The 16,079-nt window shown below is 37.3% G+C and carries 18 protein-coding genes, 1 tRNA gene and 3 pseudogenes; 14 read left to right on the top strand and 8 right to left on the bottom strand.

Annotated elements, in window-relative coordinates:
• Positions 1-40 precede the first annotated feature (40 nt).
• The 4 genes from FJR09_RS23955 to FJR09_RS23940 form a co-directional block, all read right to left on the bottom strand.
• Positions 41-901: a phycobilisome linker polypeptide gene (locus tag FJR09_RS23955; protein WP_015079017.1), complete on the bottom strand. Its 861-nt coding sequence runs from the start codon at positions 899-901 to the stop codon at positions 41-43.
• A gap of 313 nt (positions 902-1,214) precedes the next feature.
• Complete coding sequence (gene cpcA, locus FJR09_RS23950) at positions 1,215-1,703, bottom strand: phycocyanin subunit alpha (RefSeq protein WP_015079016.1); 489 nt, start codon at positions 1,701-1,703, stop codon at positions 1,215-1,217.
• Positions 1,704-1,785: 82 nt separating this feature from the next.
• Entirely contained in the window at positions 1,786-2,307 is a 522-nt protein-coding gene (locus FJR09_RS23945) for a phycocyanin subunit beta (RefSeq protein WP_015079015.1), read from the bottom strand.
• 617 nt (positions 2,308-2,924) lie between these two features.
• Positions 2,925-3,860 (bottom strand): RluA family pseudouridine synthase, encoded by a 936-nt coding sequence (locus tag FJR09_RS23940; RefSeq protein ID WP_015079014.1) that lies wholly within the window; start codon positions 3,858-3,860, stop codon positions 2,925-2,927.
• A 226-nt stretch (positions 3,861-4,086) separates the two neighbouring features.
• On the opposite strand from FJR09_RS23940, the gene FJR09_RS23935 reads away from it, so the two are divergent.
• The 13 genes and pseudogenes from FJR09_RS23935 (at position 4,087) to FJR09_RS23875 (ending at position 13,434) form a co-directional block, all read left to right on the top strand.
• Complete coding sequence (locus FJR09_RS23935) at positions 4,087-5,127, top strand: response regulator (protein ID WP_168653552.1); 1,041 nt, start codon at positions 4,087-4,089, stop codon at positions 5,125-5,127.
• A gap of 247 nt (positions 5,128-5,374) precedes the next feature.
• Positions 5,375-5,599, top strand: a complete 225-nt coding sequence (locus tag FJR09_RS23930) for an AbrB/MazE/SpoVT family DNA-binding domain-containing protein (RefSeq protein WP_015079012.1) — start codon at positions 5,375-5,377, stop codon at positions 5,597-5,599.
• A complete protein-coding gene (locus FJR09_RS23925) occupies positions 5,596-5,988 on the top strand; it encodes a type II toxin-antitoxin system death-on-curing family toxin (RefSeq protein ID WP_015079011.1) in 393 nt (130 codons plus the stop codon). Before FJR09_RS23930 ends, FJR09_RS23925 begins: the two co-directional genes overlap by 4 nt.
• Before the next feature lie 196 nt (positions 5,989-6,184).
• Positions 6,185-6,769 carry a Uma2 family endonuclease gene (locus FJR09_RS23920; protein ID WP_168651033.1) on the top strand — a complete coding sequence of 195 codons (585 nt, stop codon included), beginning with the start codon at positions 6,185-6,187 and terminating at the stop codon, positions 6,767-6,769.
• Between the two features lie 9 nt (positions 6,770-6,778).
• A pseudogene (locus FJR09_RS25635) lies at positions 6,779-7,015 on the top strand (site-specific integrase); the annotation flags it as partial.
• A 318-nt stretch (positions 7,016-7,333) separates the two neighbouring features.
• A complete protein-coding gene (locus tag FJR09_RS23910) occupies positions 7,334-8,170 on the top strand; it encodes an EcoRI family type II restriction endonuclease (RefSeq protein WP_015079009.1) in 837 nt (278 codons plus the stop codon).
• Between the two features lie 12 nt (positions 8,171-8,182).
• On the top strand, positions 8,183-9,199 hold the full coding sequence (locus tag FJR09_RS23905) for an adenine-specific methyltransferase EcoRI family protein (protein ID WP_015079008.1): 1,017 nt from the start codon (positions 8,183-8,185) through the stop codon (positions 9,197-9,199).
• Positions 9,200-9,520: 321 nt separating this feature from the next.
• Positions 9,521-9,838, top strand: coding sequence for a DUF433 domain-containing protein (locus FJR09_RS23900; protein WP_015079007.1), 318 nt, complete (start codon positions 9,521-9,523; stop codon positions 9,836-9,838).
• A 42-nt stretch (positions 9,839-9,880) separates the two neighbouring features.
• Positions 9,881-10,240 carry a DUF5615 family PIN-like protein gene (locus tag FJR09_RS23895; RefSeq protein ID WP_015079006.1) on the top strand — a complete coding sequence of 120 codons (360 nt, stop codon included), beginning with the start codon at positions 9,881-9,883 and terminating at the stop codon, positions 10,238-10,240.
• Positions 10,241-10,759: 519 nt separating this feature from the next.
• A pseudogene (locus FJR09_RS23890) lies at positions 10,760-11,688 on the top strand (IS982 family transposase).
• A 202-nt stretch (positions 11,689-11,890) separates the two neighbouring features.
• The gene (locus FJR09_RS23885) at positions 11,891-12,130 is read left to right on the top strand and encodes a hypothetical protein (RefSeq protein ID WP_015079005.1); all 240 of its coding nucleotides are present in this window, start codon (positions 11,891-11,893) and stop codon (positions 12,128-12,130) included.
• Complete coding sequence (locus FJR09_RS23880) at positions 12,117-12,542, top strand: type II toxin-antitoxin system VapC family toxin (protein WP_015079004.1); 426 nt, start codon at positions 12,117-12,119, stop codon at positions 12,540-12,542. The genes FJR09_RS23885 and FJR09_RS23880 overlap by 14 nt, the downstream gene beginning before the upstream one ends.
• Positions 12,543-12,621: 79 nt before the next feature.
• Positions 12,622-13,434, top strand: a complete 813-nt coding sequence (locus FJR09_RS23875) for an Rpn family recombination-promoting nuclease/putative transposase (protein WP_015079003.1) — start codon at positions 12,622-12,624, stop codon at positions 13,432-13,434.
• A 204-nt stretch (positions 13,435-13,638) separates the two neighbouring features.
• Here the strand turns inward: FJR09_RS23875 and cobA are convergent, their stop codons facing one another.
• Genes cobA through FJR09_RS23860 form a run of 3 tightly spaced genes read right to left on the bottom strand, consistent with a single transcriptional unit; the run spans position 13,639 to position 15,563 of the window.
• Entirely contained in the window at positions 13,639-14,394 is a 756-nt protein-coding gene (gene cobA / locus FJR09_RS23870; RefSeq protein ID WP_015079002.1) for a uroporphyrinogen-III C-methyltransferase, read from the bottom strand.
• Complete coding sequence (locus tag FJR09_RS23865) at positions 14,387-15,199, bottom strand: sirohydrochlorin chelatase (protein ID WP_015079001.1); 813 nt, start codon at positions 15,197-15,199, stop codon at positions 14,387-14,389. The genes cobA and FJR09_RS23865 overlap by 8 nt, the downstream gene beginning before the upstream one ends.
• Entirely contained in the window at positions 15,183-15,563 is a 381-nt protein-coding gene (locus FJR09_RS23860) for a DUF4359 domain-containing protein (protein WP_015079000.1), read from the bottom strand. The genes FJR09_RS23865 and FJR09_RS23860 overlap by 17 nt, the downstream gene beginning before the upstream one ends.
• A gap of 120 nt (positions 15,564-15,683) precedes the next feature.
• Between FJR09_RS23860 and FJR09_RS23855 the strand changes: the two genes are divergently transcribed.
• Positions 15,684-15,756, top strand: a tRNA-His gene (locus FJR09_RS23855).
• A gap of 33 nt (positions 15,757-15,789) precedes the next feature.
• On the opposite strand, the pseudogene FJR09_RS25630 reads toward FJR09_RS23855, so the two are convergent.
• Positions 15,790-15,957, bottom strand: a pseudogene (locus FJR09_RS25630) (RNA-guided endonuclease TnpB family protein); the annotation flags it as partial.
• Between the last annotated feature and the right edge of the window lie 122 nt (positions 15,958-16,079).

Here is a 16,079-nt window from a genome sequence, read left to right as displayed (position 1 = left end):
ATCTCCTATGATGAGTTTTGTCGTTGAATAGCACCGGATCTTACGTAGAAATTACGCTGACAATTTTGCCGCCAACTCTCTGAATTTGCTGCATTTTGTCTAGAAGGCGCTCGTAAGGGACAATAAATACTGTGCTGCTACGGCGCACACTGGGGTATCCAGGATTGCGAATGCCTGTAACTTCAACACGGTAAGTGCGATTCGATTGTCCTACGGCATTACCGAGATTTTGCTTAGGAGCGTTATCCGCAGATACACGGAAACCCCAATTATCGTTACTACCAGATGGGCCAACAACTGAGGAAGATTTATTACTAGCTAATTCCCGCGCTAAACGAGATTTAGAACCTTCTACTTGAGCAGTATCGCTGTTGGCATAACCACGATATAAACGGAACATCCGCGTAAAACCAGCGGCACTTTGTCCTGCTTGAAAATCAAAACCGCGATAGTAGGGAACAACACTTTCCCCAAAGCTGTTTTGATATTCTTGAGAATCAATGTAGGAGTCAATTTCCGCGTCGTAACCTTGGTTAATATATAAGTCTAAGTGATAAGTTACTTCGGACTCATTGTATGGTGCGCGACCCAACAAATGTTTATAGTTGAGTTCAATTAACCGAGTTTGGAAACTGTTGTAGAAGAATTTAGCTTTGTAGAGTTCTGATTTAGCCACGCTGCGAACAAACTCGCGCACGCTTAAATTCCCATCGCGGAGAAGTGATTCTGCACCAATCAAACGATCTGATGCCAATATATAATCATTCCCTAAGACTTGCCGATAAACGGCACGAATTACCGCTTCGACTTCTTCGCGGCTGGGGTTAGGGCGCAGTTCAACTCTGCGTGCGTCACTAAAAGGCTCTGTTCCCAGTCTGGAAGCTGCTGTTGTAATTGCCATATTTTTCCCCTTTATTGTGCCGAATTTTGGCTGAATAAAGCTTGGTCAGTGGTCAGTGGTCAGTTGACTATTGCCTCTTGCCTCTTGCCTCTTGCCTCTTGCCTCTTGACCTATTTTATTTGTAGATAAAACTATGCCCGGAGCTAGATCCAATTGCTAGGTGAACCAGAGTGATCATGTACGGTCTTAACGTCACTTAATTCCCCGTCGGAATATTTTCCAACTTACGCAGTGACTCCCCATGAATAACTGGCAAACCCCTTGAGGGGTAACTCCATCTAACAATTGTATCCCTCTCCGGGCATGACGCTATCTAGCTAAGAGCGTTGATTGCGTAGTCAATGTAGGTATTAGCTTCGTTAGCAGCTTGACCGCTCAAACCATGACTAGCTTTGATAGATTTCAAAGCTTCTACGTACCAGCTAGGAGATAAGTCGAAAGCTGCGTGCATTTCAGTCAAACCAGCAATCAAGAACTCATCCAAAGGACCTGTTCCACCAGCAACTAGGCTGTAGGTGATGATGCGGAGGTAGTGACCAACGTCACGAGCGCATTTAGCTTTACCACGGCTATCAGCTGCAAATTGATTGCCTGGTGTAGAGGTGGTGTAAGGGAATTTGCTGTATACAGCACTGGTAGCGCCGTCAATTAATTTTTGAGCGTTAGCTGTCAAACCACGAGCAGCTTCCATGCTGGCAGCAGCACGAACTAGACGACCATTAACTGCTTGTAATTCGGTGTTGCTTAAAAAGCGTCCTTGGGTATCAGCAGATGCGATTGCTTCGGTAATTGGTGTTTTCATTGGTGAAAATCTCCTAGATAGTTTCTTGCTTGTTTTACTGGGAAAAGCTCAATTAAGATTCGAGCTAATTTGTAATGAATTGTTAGGCAACAGCAGCCGCAGCGCGGTCGAAGTAGCTTGCAACTTCAGAAACCAAAGAACTGCAATCACCTTTGGTGATACCGTTAGGATCGTTAACGATAGCGATCGCTGCTTCTTTCATTTTACCAACACCAACTGCTACGGAAGAACCAGGAGTACCCAAAGCTTGGTATGTTTCGCGCAAACCATTTAAGCAACGGTCATCAAGAACACTAGCATCACCAGCGATCGCTGCGTAGGTTACATAGCGTAAAATGATTTCCATGTCGCGGAGACAAGCAGCCATACGACGGTTGGTGTAAGCGTTTCCACCAGGAGCGATCAAGTTGGGTTGTTCTTCAAACAAAGAACGAGCCGCGTTGGTAACGATAGCGGAAGCGTTGCTGGTAATGCGGTTAACAACATCTAAACGCTTGCTGCCGGAAGCTACAACTGCGGTTAAAGCATCTAGTTGTTCGGTGCTGAGGAATTCGCCTCTAGCGTCAGCTTGGGAAACAACTTTGGAAAATACATCTAATGTCATGGACTCTAATCTCCTAAATTACTTAGTTGAGAGATGTCTAAATTAAAACTAATTTGGATCTGTTCGCAACGGAGTCAAATCAAAGCGTCTCTCATTCTGTCCTCTCATCTACTAGTTTACAGTTTACAAACCAGAAATTATGAGAGTCAAGGGGAATTTTTTGAGAAACTGGCAAACCTGCTGAATTGCCTGCTTTTTTCAACTTTCTCCTGTTGTTTAACCCCTACAGTTTATGTTTATACAATGCCATAGAGCCATTATTTGTTACAAATTATGAATAAATAAGATCATCGCCTACAAACTAGCTCAAATCCTTTATATACAAGGATTACATCTGATAAAAAGTCAATATTTTTGTTGCACAACTTTACATTTTTTGACAACAATCGCAATATTCAGCAGTTAAAGATTGTTTTAATTTTCCAGAAACTCACTATCATAAATGGATTACAGCAGTTTTTTGTTGTATAAGTTTTAGCTAAGTTTTGTTAAGAATTGTTAAATTTACATTCTTAAATATTTGGAAAACCTGCTACTTTTTCCCCCCAGGGGGGATATAAATACTAAAAAAGCTATATTCACAAATTGAGAATAAATGGCTATTTTTGCAGAAATTCTTAATAAAGACCACTACGACGGCGCAACACTTCCAGTAAAGTTGCAAAGCTGCGGGGAAGGGGTGCTGTCACTTCCACCAAATTTCCAGCAACGGGATGTTGTAGCTGGAGTTTCCAAGCGTGTAATGCTTGTCCTGGCAAATTTACGCCGAGGGAATGACCAGAACTATAAATGGGGTCGCCAACGAGAGGATGACCCATTTTGGCACTGTGGACGCGAATTTGATGGGTCCGGCCTGTTTCTAGTTGAAAGTGAATTAATGTGTAATTTCCAAAGCGTTCTTTTACTCGCCAATGGGTGACAGCATTACGTCCACCATCTTCTATAGAAACAATGGCCATTCTTTTGCGGTCCTGGGGATTGCGACCAATGGGTAAGTCTATGCTTCCGGTTTCTGTTTTGGGGACTCCGTAAATTAAACCTAAATATTCTCTTCTGGCGGTTTTTGCTTGTAGTTGTGCTTGTAGATGTTGATAAGCCAGGTCTGTTTTAGCGATCGCAATCGCTCCCGTTGTATCCTTGTCCAAACGATGGACAATTCCCGGACGCTGAATGCCACCAATTCCCGGTAAATTGGGACAGTGTGCCAAGATAGCATTAACTAAAGTTCCGTCAGGATGGCCTGGTGCGGGGTGAACAACCAAACCGGCGGGTTTATTGATAATAATTAACTCGTCGTCTTCATAGAGGATGTCTAGAGGAATATTCTCGGCGCTTATTGCTAAAGGTTGAACGGTGGGAATTTCGAGGGTAATGAGATCGCCTGTTTTCAGGTTAATCTTCTTAGATGTGCAGATGAGATTATTAATTTGGACATGACCCTGTTCTATTAACTGCTGGATGCGAGAACGGGATAAATCTGATAACTCTTGGGATAGGTAACGATCTAGGCGATCGCTATTTTCGGTAACTTGGATATTATTAATTGCAGACACGATTAGGTATTGGGTGATTTAAGAAACATTGAGCTTAAAAATTAGAGGTGTTCGGGTCAAACCTCTAGACTTCATTTTTTCATATTATGTTTAACATACTTTTTTATTTCTCTAAAAAATCTATAGTAACCTAAAAGTAAGAATTCAAGAATTAGAATTTAAAACCTTTGTAAAATCCAGTAATTAAATGATCATGAGAGAAAATTTTAATGATCAATCTCAGAGTATGAATACAATTCCGATTAGTAGATATAGATTTTTCCAAAAGCTACAACCAATTACTCTATTAAAGAAGATTACTAATAATTCTTTTACTGGTTGTTTACAAGTCTTTAGCGAGTCGGGTGCATGGTCAATATATATGGATCAGGGTAAGTTAATTTACGCTGGTTACTCTGAGGAAATGTTTGAACCTCTTTACCGAAATTTACAGCAATTAAGTCAGCAAATTTCTACTCTTCCTTTGGGTATCAACGAACAGGTACGGATGATTTTTGAAAAAGATATTGAGAATCAATCAATCCCCAATCCAGATTACTTAGCAATTTGTTGGTTAGTTAATCAAAAATATATTAGTCACGTCCAGGCTGCTTTGCTGATTGAAAAATTGGCGCTGGAGGTTTTACAACCATTACTGAATTTAGAATATGGCAGTTATGAATTTGTTCCTCATACTTTTTTAGATAATCTCCCTAAATTTTGTCATTTGAATTTAAGAACTTTAGTGGAACAATCTCAATCAGGGGTTAAGGTTGATGTTCAGAAAAATTTGAATTTTGAAAATCATTATCAGTCAGATTCACATAGCAAACATCAGGAACAATTACCCAAAGATAATTCTGAGCAAGTTGATTCTGAACCACATATAAATCAGCCGATTAACCCTCAAGTTACTGCTAGAAAGAAATACAGTATTTTGGGTGTGGACGATGATTATAGCATATTAAATGCTGTGGAAAATTTTTTAGATGAGCAAATATTTTCTGTGCTGAAATTCATGGATTCTTCCCAAGCTTTAATGGAAATTCTGCGAGCGCAGCCAGATATAATTTTACTAAGTGTAGAAATGCCTAATTTAAATGGCTATGAAATCTGTTCTTTATTACGGAAGCACACGCATTATAAAAATACTCCTGTGATTTTGATGACTGAAAGAATGGGATTAAGAGATAAAGCCAAAGCTAAGTTTGTGAAAGCTAATGGTTATTTAGAAAAGCCTTTTTCCCAAGGAGATTTACTGAAAATAATTTTTCAACATATTGTGTGAAAATTCAGTATTCAGGTTAATAAACCCTGACAGGATGACAATACCTATCAATAAAAGGTTATCAAATTTAGCTGCGTAACAGCTTACAATCGGGAAATATTGAGGATTACATTTATCCAGTGTAATCTTCATCTATCACTAAGTGACTGACTAAAGTAAAAAACCACATCTTCAAGGAACTAATATGGGGTGGTTCATAAAATATGTTATTACAATAGTATTACTCTGATAAAGAAGCTATTAACTTATGTACACCTTAAAAATTCGTAGAGTTGGAAATTCCTTGGGCTTAACATTACCTAAAGAAGCCCTGGAAAAACTTAAAGTTCAAGAAGGAGACAGCGTATTTGTCACTGAAACCCCAGCAGGTGTTATGATAACTTCTTGTAATCCTGATTTTGAAAAAGCAATGGAAGCCTACAAAAAAGTCAGCACAAAATACAGAAATGCACTTCATGAGTTAGGGAAATGAATGGAATTTTCTGGTTAGATGAAATAATTGTTACAGCTATACATGAAGACCAATTAATACAGCATGGTGGTCTTGCAGGTGTGCGAGATAACAGTTTGTTTGTAGCTAGTTTAGATAGACCAAAGAATTTACTTGCTTATGGTCAACCTACACCCAGTATATTTGATTTAGCAGCGGCTTATGGTTATGGATTTGCTAAAAATCATGCTTTTATAGACGGTAATAAACGGGTAGCTTTCGTAGTAATGGCTATCTTTCTGGAATTAAATGGATATTCGTTGGATGTTCCAGAACCGGAAGTTGTTTTAATAATGGAACGACTAGCAAACGGCCAAGAAAGTCAAGAAACCATATCAGAATGGCTTCAAGAAAATTCTATTCAATATTAAAGGGTATTTGTAGTTTACCAGACTATTATTTCCACATTTCCGGGGGGGTAAATTCACGGGTTCGGTAATCAGCAAGTTACCAGATTGATCAATTTTTCCTTTGAGTTTGTATGCTTGCATGATGTTTTTCATAAGACTCTGTTTTTATATTATCTCCCGTTGAGCAAAATTCAATCTCTAAATTTGGGTTTAAATTATGATAACTACACTCATTGAACGAGAAGCAGAACCAATTTTAATTAGCGACTTAACCTGGAGAGAATTTAAAGCTGTTGAACAGCTAATTGAGCGCCCAGGGGTAAGGTTATCTTTTTTAGATGGAGTCTTGGAGATTCGGAAAAACCCAAGTAAGAAATATCAAATTATCAAAGAACGTATTGGGGCTTTACTAGAAATTTATTTAGAATTTTTGGAGTTAGATTTTACTCCTACTGGTTCTGTTACTTTAGAAAATGAATTTGAAAAAGTTAAAAAAGAAGGTGATGAATCTTATGAATTGGGAGCGAATAGAAAACGCCCTGATTTAGTGATTGAGGTGGTTATTAGTAGTGGAGGAATTGATAAACTGGAAGCATATAAACGGTTACAAATTCCTGAAGTTTGGTTTTGGATTAATGATGAATTATTGTTTTATAGTTTAGGAAATGAGGGGTATGAAGCTGTTAGTAAATCGCAACTTTTACCGAGTTTAGATGTAGATTTATTGATGGGTTGTATTAATATAGAAAATCATGCTCAAGCACTGCGGGAATTTAGAGCAGGGATAAAAGTTACAGGATAAAAATAACAGAATCTTCAGGGAATAGCGATGAAAGCAGCAGCAGATAATTTAGGTCATACTGTTGATGAACATACAAAGACTTATCAAAGATGATTTGGGATGGAAAATAGGAAAAAAGCCTTTGGTGAGGTAATTAGTCAAAAGTCGTTAATTGAGTTGCAGAAAAATGAAATATTGGCGTTAAGGATGGAGAATGAAAGGTTGAAGTTGGAGGTGGAAAAGTTTAAATTTTTGGAGAATGTCTAACAATCCAATAGTGCTTGAGCCTGATCACATCTTGTACCTGCTCTAGCAGTTTTTTAGGACGTTGTTCCATAGGACATTATACAGAAAAATTCTGGATAATACCAAGGGATATACGGAAAAATTCTATATAATCTCATTACACGGGTGTATTATGCAGACAAATTCTGCATAACTTGACAAGAATCGCCTGTAATGTTTACTAGATACCTGTATTCAAAAGTGTTATACAGAAAATTTTTGTATAATACATAGTCATACATAAAGAGAACAAAGTACCAAAAGTTTTAAGTAAAAATGAGGTAATAGTAAAGAAACAATATGTCTAAAAAAAATCAATCAAAAAGATTAACGAATCAACATAAAGAGTCTCAAGGTGTAGTTGGTATATTTGGAAAGGAAGCAAAGTCCCACGATATAGCAGTTGGACAAATTTCACGCCTTGTAATTAAACAGCTTGAAAAGGAATTTCCTCAATTATCTTTTAAATACAAAACAAGCATAAGTAAAAAAGAAATAAACGAAGCGTTACAGAAACTTGATTCACAATTAGGACAAACACTTTTTGTGCCAAATTCACGTATTAAACCTGATGGTGGAATAATTCAAGTAAAAGACGATAACGGTAATTGGAGGGTGGTGCTTGTAACGGAAGCTAAACATCAAGGGAAAGACATTGAAAATATCCACAAAGGAAAACTAGTTGGTACAGATAATAATCAAGACTTGATGGCTGCTGGTAATGCAATAGAAAGATCTCATAAAAACATATCAGAAATTGCTAATTTTATGCTATCTAAATCCCATTTTCCCTACATCTTATTTCTGGAAGGGTCAAATTTTCTAACTGAAACTATTTCAATTAAAAGACCTGATGGAAGGGTGGTAACTCTTGATTATGATTCAGGGATGCTAAATAGATTAGATAGATTGACCTCTGCAAATTATGGAATGCCAATTAACACTAATTTGTGTAAAAATAAATTTGTTAAGCATCATGATAAAACAATTATGCTTCAAGCAGCTTCAATTTATACACAAGGAAATGGAGAAAAATGGGATGCAAAAAAAATGTTTGATATTATGATTGAAGTGTCTAAGTCCTCTCTTAAGGCATTAGGTAGTGAAATATTTAACCAAATTACCAATAACGAATAATACGGGTTGATAATGGCAAGAAAAGTACAGCACTCTTTGTTGAAAAAAGCAAAACAAAACAAAAATGACGAGTTTTATACACAGCTTTCAGATATAGAAAATGAGTTAAAACATTATAAAAGTCATTTTAAAAATAAAGTAGTTTTTTGTAATTGCGATGATGCTCGGATTAGCAATTTTTTTAATTACTTCGCATCAAATTTCGCAGAATTGGGTATTAAAAAATTAATAACAGCTTGTTATAGAAAACAAGAAAGGGATTTGTTTAATACCGAAGAAGTTGAAAATGGTTTTTTCTTTGAATATACAGGTGTAGAGGGAGAAAGAATTAAACCAAGTTCAACTGACATCGTTCATTTTAAAGGTGATGGCGATTTTCGTAGTGCTGAAAGTATCGAACTATTAAAGCAATCCGATATTGTTGTTACTAATCCTCCATTTTCATTATTTAGGGAGTATGTGGCTCAATTAATTAAATACGATAAAAAATTCTTAATAATTGGCAATATTAATGCTATCACCTATAAAGAAATATTTAAGTTAATTAAGGAAAACAAGGCGTGGTTAGGAATAAACCTTGGTAGAGGTATTTCAGGTTTTATTGTCCCCGAACACTATGAACTCTATGGCACAGAGACTAGGATTGATAGCTCTGGAAATAGAATAGTTTCTCCAAACAATTGTCTATGGTTAACTAATTTAGACACTTTTAAACGACACGAAGGTATTACTCTCACAAAGAGATATTTTGGAAACGAAATTGAATATCCCCATTATGACAACTATGATGGTATTAATGTGAATAAAACACAAGACATACCATTAGACTACAAAGGATTTATGGGTGTACCTATAACATTTCTACATAAATTCAATCCCGATCAGTTTGAAATAATTAAATTTAGAAAAGGGAATGATGAAAAAGATTTGTCAATAAATGGAAAATGTCCATATTTTAGGATTCTAATCAAGAATAAACGAATATTGACTGAATTATCTAACAATAGAGGAATACCACAAGTGCGATAGCGAAGCGCTGCTGCAAGCAGTTCACTTGATCCTGTAGGGTGCGTTAATGAAATGTAACGCACCTTACAACTTCACCGTTAAACATCTTTGGGAAAAGCGATCTCGCTCAAAATCCATTGTCTTGTGCTTCCTTAACTGGGATTAACTGCGATCGCTAATATTAGTGCGATCGCAGATCTTGTAGGTTGGGTTGAGGAACGAAACCCAACATTGATATAATAATATTAGTCGGTTTTAGTATTGGCGATGCCCTTGGCAACCACTTTGTGGTATCGCTTATTTTCAAGTTAGGATGAAATAAGCGAGAGAGATTTTGTTGTCATGAATAAGAGGACTCAACTGCTCGAAGTAATTGCAGCTTTACCAGAGGAATTAGTTGACCAAGCATTGAATTACGTGCAAATGTTGCAACATCCAATTCAGATTACACCTGGAGTTTGCGGGGGACAAGCGCGAATTAGAAATACACGAATTCCCCTATGGACTTTGGTATCATATCGTCAACAAGGTGCGCCGGATGAAGAATTATTGGCAAATTATCCTGGATTGACTGCGGAAGATTTAAGTGCAGCTTGGCATTACTACGAACAAAATCCCGAACAAATCGATCAAGAAATTGCCCAAGATGATTTAGTTTAATGGCATTACAATTTTACAAAACATGAAAATTTTCCGATCGCAATGGTAAACTTACTCAGATCGGAGGGACACGATGTATTAACTTCCTACGAAGCAGGTCAAGCAAATCAAGGGATTCCTGACGATGTTGTTTTGCAGTATGCCACAGCGACAGGTCGCATTTTGATTACGGAAAATCGCCAAGATTTTATCGATCTACATCGCACTGCACCAAATCATGCTGGCATGATTATTTTTAAACACGATCGTGATTATGCGGGGAAAGTCAAGACAATAATTGATTTTTTGGATGAGGATAGTCGAACCTTAGAGAATCGTTTGTTGCGGGTTATGAAGCAAAATATAAAAGCAGTCGGACAGATTTTTTTCGTACAAGAGTATGGTAGAAATGGTGAAGATTAAAATTAAAATGTTGGGTTGCGCGATCGCTTAACCCAACCTACGATTTTTGACTAATTGAAGTTCCAAATAAAACCTGAGTGCGATCGCTGATCTTGTAGGTTGGGTCGAGGAACGAAACCCAACATTAACGATATAATATCTAAAAAAGAACTGAAAACTATAAATTAACTGAAAGGGCGATAACATCTTACACCGGCTCTAATAACTTTTTGGGGCGTTGCTCCATATCGTTGGTGTTTTTTCAATATCCGTTCGCGCCCCTGATGGCGAAGCTGTTATGCTGAACCTACCTGAGTTCGACGTAAGAGAATAACTTACAAGTGTTGACTGGAAAGAGTTTCAGGATTAAATAAATTTTTAGCGGTTGTCAATAATTTTCGGTTGTTGACAATTGATTGGGAATAAATAATATAAATTGTAAATTTTTCTTAAAAACCATTAAATAACATTATTAATCATTCTCAAGATTGCACCAAAGATTTAAGAATAAAGTAGTTGTTTGAGCAAGGAAAATGGACAATGGAATTAGAACAATTATTTTGTGCAATAGATGATTTCTGTTGGGATTTTGAAGCAAAATTGAACTCAGAACTAATTTCGAGCCAGTCACAAAAAAGAAAAAGAAAAAGTCGCTTATGTTTAAGTGAAGTCATGACTATTATTGTTCATTTTCACCAATCAAGTTATCGTAATTTTCAGGACTATTATCAAAAAAGCATTTTAACAAACTACCACAGATATTTTCCATCTTTAGTGAGTTATAATCGCTTTGTTGAATTAATGCCTGATGCTTTACTGCCTTTAATTTGTTATCTTAATAGTCGAAAAGGTCAATGTAGTGGCATCTCTTTTATTGACAGCATGGGTATATTTGTCATAATAAAAGAGCAAAAAGAAATAAAGTTTTCCGTGGCTTATCGGGCTGGGGCAAGAGTTCTGTGGATTGGTACTTTGGATTTAAACTTCATTTAATTATTAATGAACAAGGCGAATTATTAGCTTTTCAAGTTACTCCCGGAAATGTTGATGACCGGAAACCAGTTCCTACTTTGGCACAAAATTTATGGGGAAGACTTTTTGGAGATAAAGGATATATTTCTAAAAGTTTATTTCAGAAACTATTGGAAAATGATGTGAAATTAATTACTCCTTTTAAGAAGAATATGAAGAATAAATTAGTTGAATTGTGGGAAAAATTTATGTTAAGAAAAAGAGCTTTAATCGAAACTGTCAACGACCAACTATGGCTACGCCACGCAGGCTATCAAAATATTTCCCAAGTTGTTCATTCTCGTCATCGCAGTATTTCTAATTTTATGGTTAATATTATTGCGGTTCGGCTTCGCTCACCGACCACTGGTTTAATTGCTTATACTTGGCAAGATAAAAAACCTTATTTAAAATTAGATAAACATGAAGTAACTTCTCTACCAGCTTTATTAATTTAATTATTTTCATGCAATTAAATTATGAGTCCAAAATATTCAATTTTGGATTGTTTTCTCTTGTTTATTTATTGTCAACAATCATTGCTAATTGAGAAAAGCCTGATATAATTAGTTTTCAGGATGATTATTTATATCGAACTCAGGTGGTTTAGTAAAAACATTTGTTGCTAAACTATAATCAGGGAAACACCAAAATCAAATTATGAACTTAAATACAATTCAACAAGATATTGCGTCTCTTCCTCCCGATGCACAACAAATCATAGTCGAACTCGTAGAAGTCCTAAAAAAACGCTACCTTCAGAATCAACAGAAATCCTCAGAAAATTCCTTGCAAGACTGGTCAGATTTTATCGGTTGCATAGGAGCTGAAACAGACCTCTCTAAAAACCATAAAAACTACTTAGACCGTGAACTTAATCAAAAATATGATCATAGTTGATACAGGCTTTTGGTTAGCTCTTGCTAATAAAAAAGATGCAGTTCATATATCCGCCAAAAAACGATTTCAAGATTTAGCTAATCAGAAATTTATTACAACCTGGTGTGTCGTCACAGAAACGTGCTATCTATTAGAAAAAAGAGTAGGAATAGATGCTCCAAAAATCTTTATTAATAAAATTTCCACAGGAAAGCTACAAATATTTGATCTCAAACAACATCATTGCCAGCGTATTGAAGAACTAATGGAAAAATATAAAGATTTACCGATGGATTTAGCCGATGCCTCTCTCGTTATTCTGGCAGAAGAATTAGGTCATGGACAAATTTTATCAGTTGATTATCGAGACTTTAACACCTATCGCTGGAAAAATACAGAACCCTTTGATAACCTATTTCATGAGTTTTTATGACTTAGTACCTACATCTCGAACATGAAGCGATCGCTAATCCTGTAGGCTGCATTAATAAAATGTAATAAACCTTTTTAAAATGAAAACAGACAGCATATTTTACCGATTGTTTCAAGAAATACCTAGTATATTTTTTGAACTGATTGGTAACTCTCCCCAACTAGCCGAACTTTATCAATTTTCATCAGTTGAAGTCAAACAAACAGCCTTGAGAATAGATGGAGTTTTCTTACCTAACCAAAATACAGATAACCCCATCTACTTTTTAGAAGTACAATTTCAATCAGACAAGGATCTCTACCATAGACTTTTTAGCGAAATATTTCTTTACATTCGCCAAAACAACCCCAAAAATCACTGGAGTGCTGTAGTTATCTATCCAACCCGCAGCATAGATACACAAGATATTCAGCATTATCAGGAATTTTTTACGAGTCAACGAGTTAGAGTTATTTATCTCGATGAATTAGCAGAAACAACATCTTTACCCATTGGTATTGCTACAATAAAACTAATCATCGCTAACCCAGATAATTCCATTACCCAAGCTAGAGAATTAATCACCAGAACTAAACAAGAAATAGATTCTCAACTGCAACAGCAACAAGTATTACAAATCATCGAGACAATTTTAATTTACAAGTTTCCAAGAATGAATAGGGAGGAAATAGAAGCCATGTTTGGATTAAGTGAGTTAAAACAAACCCGATTTTATCAAGAAGCAAAAGAAGAGGGAATAGAAGAAGGTGAACACAAAGCCAAGTTAGACGCAGTTCCTGGTTTGATAGCATTGGGTTTAACTAGAGAACAAATCGCACAGGTTTTAAATTTAAGTTTGGCAGAAATTAGCGAGATTATTCAACAACAGAATATCAACACAAAGGACAAATAAAAAGGATGTGTAAGAGGATGTTTGAAAAGTTTTGAATGTATAAATTGACCCCTCTCCAAACCTCTCCCCGACGCGGGGAGAGGCTTTGAAAACCCCATTCCCTGGTAGGGAAGGGGGGCAGGGGGGTTAGGTTTTTGGAGATTATGGGTTTCATCTGATACTTTATGGCTAACGCCACGCTTCGCTATCAAACAACCTCTAACCCTAACCAAACTTTTCCTGTACAGAATCAGATAATATACCGTGCATTTTAACGACTGCACCAATTACAGCTATTGCCGGTGCAAGAAATCCCTTTGCTTCCACTTGTTCTACAATTGTCCCCAATTCACCAATTAATTCTTCCTGTTCTGGCCGAGTTCCCCAGCGAATTAAAGCAATAGGTGTATCTAAACTCAACCCAGCTAGAGTAAACTGTTCAATAATGTAGGGTAAATTGTGAATACCCATATAAATTACGATAGTTTCCGAACCGTGCGCTATGGCTTGCCAATTTACCTGGGGTTTATACTTACCGGCGGATTCATGCCCAGTTACAAAAGTAACAGAAGAACTATAAAGACGATGGGTTAAAGGAATACCAGCATAGGCCGCTGCGGCGATTCCTGATGTAATCCCTGGCACAACTTCCACGGAAATCCCGGCGGCTACTAATTCCGCCATTTCTTCACCACCACGACCGAAGATAAAAGGATCACCACCTTTAAGCCGAACAACTATGGCATTATTCTCCGCTTTCTCAATCAGTAATTGGGTAGTGACTTCCTGTAACAGTGAATGTCTACCCATGCGTTTACCCGCATTGATTTTTTCTGCTTCAGGATTGATCATTTCCAGCACTTCTGGACTTACCAAAGCATCATAAATAACCACATCTGCACAGGCTAATAAACCCTTTCCTTTGAGAGTCATGAGTCCAGGATCTCCAGGTCCAGCACCAACTAAATAAACTTTACCCAAAAACTTTGTCCTCTTCTTTGATGAAATTCTCGATTAAATTCGCAAATTCTCGACTTGTTCCTAATGGTTGTGCGAGTTGAAAACTGACTGATGGAAATTGTAATTTTAGCGTTTCTACTGCCAGAGCGATCGCATCAGTTATCCCACCTGTAAATAAAAAATAGGGGAAAATCGCAATTCGTCCATAACCAGCGGCTATCAATTCCTGTACTCTGACTTCTAAACTGGGAGGGACAGACCAATAAGCTGTAACTGCGTCCACCGTAGCTGCTATATTTTCCACAGGGGTATGAGAACCAGCCCGTCGGCTACCATGAGCCAAAATAATAGATACATCTGCTTTAATCGTAGTCATCATCCCCGCGAAAAACTTTTCTAAACCAGGATAACTACCAATATAAGGACGCAATTCTATTGTCATTCCTTCAGTTATAGCCTGTTCTGCAAGGGCGATTTCTGCGGGAATATCAGTCATGACATGAAATCCCGGTAACAAAAATAGGGGGATAATTTGCACCCTTTGACAACCAAAAGCCTGAACACGATGAGCAAAATCTTGAATTTGCAGGTGTAAAGGTTGGATATTAGCCTCTAGGGTAGCAACACCTACGAAATTTTCACCTTGGGGTAATATCTCACTTAACATTCCCGCTAATTGCTGCATAGCAATATCTGGACGAGGATCACGACTCCCATGAGACACTAAAAGATAAGCTGTAATTTTATTAATTTGCATATTTGGGGATTGGGGACTGGGGGACTGAGAAACACAGGAGAAAGATGCTAATTTATTTTTCTTCAGCATTGTAAGTATAAAATTGATTCAATGCTCCCACTGTTTCAAATTTGTATCCTGGTATCCAAGAATCAAGTTTGATTTCCGTGCGGTAAATACTAAAGATTATATAGTCTTGTCGGTTAGTTGTGGTGGTAATCAGTTCTTTGATGTGTGGTGTGGCGGATTGAAGCAATTCTTGACAATTAACTTTGATTAATTTTTCCAAGAAACTTGGTGTTTTGTGACAGACATCAGCTTCTAAATATGTTGTCAGCTTTTGAACTGCATATTGTTCATATTCACCCTGATTGGGGTTAGTTTTCGCCATAATTGCTCCCAGGACGGTAACGCTCGCTGCTCCTACACATATAAGAATAGTCAAAGGTTTCATATTCTAGCCTGAACTGGTATATTTATTAGTCTTTTAAACACTACCAAGAAAATTATCTAATTTCTGCTAAAAAAAGCTTGATTATTTTCTGGAGGTAATGCTATACTCACAGAGTGAATGGCGAGCGTAGCCAAGTGGTTAAGGCAGTGGTTTGTGGTACCACCATTCGTGGGTTCGATCCCCATCGTTCGCCCTATTAAATTATGACTCTTTGACACTCCCCGGTCTAAAGACACGGGGATTCTTTGTTCAAGGACATGACTTGCTCATCCAGGATTTCTCCAGCACGAGTAGAGGTCTTATCTCCCAAAGCGTTGCTCATGTCTAGCATGAAAGTTCCGGTATGCCCTACCGTACTCAATCCTCGACTCAGGATATTTCTAGCTGCATTTTGGTAGAGTCGAGGGGGAATATTATTTCCCGCCCCTCTCTGTTAAATCTGGGCGTGCAGCTTTCACCGCACCCAGCTTCCGATGTTCTTAGCTTTTGCTTTTGCTCTTATGGATATAATCGTGG

Source organism: Dolichospermum sp. UHCC 0406, assembly GCF_009712025.1.
In the GTDB taxonomy this organism is placed as follows: Bacteria; Cyanobacteriota; Cyanobacteriia; order Cyanobacteriales; family Nostocaceae; genus Dolichospermum; species Dolichospermum lemmermannii.
The sequence above is the reverse complement of the archived record's forward strand: the minus strand, read 5'-3'. Positions and strand labels throughout refer to the sequence as shown.

Excerpts from the sequence above, each read along its gene's own strand:
- FJR09_RS23935 (WP_168653552.1), top strand. The coding sequence starts at position 4,087 with ATGAATACAATTCCGATTAGTAGATATAGATTTTTCCAAAAGCTACAA.
- FJR09_RS23865 (WP_015079001.1), bottom strand. The coding sequence starts at position 15,199 with ATGCTGAAGAAAAATAAATTAGCATCTTTCTCCTGTGTTTCTCAGTCC.
- FJR09_RS23910 (WP_015079009.1), top strand. The coding sequence starts at position 7,334 with ATGTCTAAAAAAAATCAATCAAAAAGATTAACGAATCAACATAAAGAG.
- FJR09_RS23895 (WP_015079006.1), top strand. The coding sequence starts at position 9,881 with ATGGTAAACTTACTCAGATCGGAGGGACACGATGTATTAACTTCCTAC.
- FJR09_RS23900 (WP_015079007.1), top strand. The coding sequence starts at position 9,521 with ATGAATAAGAGGACTCAACTGCTCGAAGTAATTGCAGCTTTACCAGAG.
- FJR09_RS23955 (WP_015079017.1), bottom strand. The coding sequence starts at position 901 with ATGGCAATTACAACAGCAGCTTCCAGACTGGGAACAGAGCCTTTTAGT.
- FJR09_RS23920 (WP_168651033.1), top strand. The coding sequence starts at position 6,185 with ATGATAACTACACTCATTGAACGAGAAGCAGAACCAATTTTAATTAGC.
- FJR09_RS23880 (WP_015079004.1), top strand. The coding sequence starts at position 12,117 with ATGATCATAGTTGATACAGGCTTTTGGTTAGCTCTTGCTAATAAAAAA.
- FJR09_RS23905 (WP_015079008.1), top strand. The coding sequence starts at position 8,183 with ATGGCAAGAAAAGTACAGCACTCTTTGTTGAAAAAAGCAAAACAAAAC.
- FJR09_RS23930 (WP_015079012.1), top strand. The coding sequence starts at position 5,375 with ATGTACACCTTAAAAATTCGTAGAGTTGGAAATTCCTTGGGCTTAACA.
- FJR09_RS23885 (WP_015079005.1), top strand. The coding sequence starts at position 11,891 with ATGAACTTAAATACAATTCAACAAGATATTGCGTCTCTTCCTCCCGAT.
- FJR09_RS23875 (WP_015079003.1), top strand. The coding sequence starts at position 12,622 with ATGAAAACAGACAGCATATTTTACCGATTGTTTCAAGAAATACCTAGT.
- FJR09_RS23925 (WP_015079011.1), top strand. The coding sequence starts at position 5,596 with ATGAATGGAATTTTCTGGTTAGATGAAATAATTGTTACAGCTATACAT.
- cpcA (WP_015079016.1), bottom strand. The coding sequence starts at position 1,703 with ATGAAAACACCAATTACCGAAGCAATCGCATCTGCTGATACCCAAGGA.
- FJR09_RS23860 (WP_015079000.1), bottom strand. The coding sequence starts at position 15,563 with ATGAAACCTTTGACTATTCTTATATGTGTAGGAGCAGCGAGCGTTACC.
- FJR09_RS23945 (WP_015079015.1), bottom strand. The coding sequence starts at position 2,307 with ATGACATTAGATGTATTTTCCAAAGTTGTTTCCCAAGCTGACGCTAGA.